Annotated in this window: 1 protein-coding gene; it reads left to right on the forward strand. The window is 64.8% G+C overall.

Annotated elements, in window-relative coordinates; all coding sequences use genetic code 11:
* The coding region (locus tag ACYQ8L_RS18685; RefSeq protein WP_459943325.1) for a hypothetical protein at positions 1-295 on the forward strand (295 nt) is incomplete at its 5' end.
* Positions 296-349: the final 54 nt, after the last annotated feature.

Here is a 349-nt window from a genome sequence, read left to right on the forward strand (position 1 = left end):
CGGCGCGCTCGTGCTAAACGCGGCCGGGGTGAAGGCCCTGAACTTCCCGTTGCTCCTCGGCTTATTTGTGGCAGCCGTTTCCTGGTGGCACGGCTTCGAGGTGCCGGGTTGGCTCGAACGGGTGACGCTCCCGTTCGCAGGGTGCCTGCTTGAGATCTACCTGTTGCACACGTACCTGTTCATCCACCCAACCGGGAACCTGGGAGTCGACCTCGCGCTGAGTCTCGCTCTCGTTCTTGCCGTGGCCAAGACCCTAGACTGGCTGGTGAGGCGGGTGCAGGCGGTGGGAGGGTAGGGGCCGTCGGGCGGGGAACGTTGGGACGGTAGGACGTTAGGGTCCGTTTGTCGT

The sequence above is a fragment of the Deferrisoma palaeochoriense genome (genome assembly GCF_054656955.1).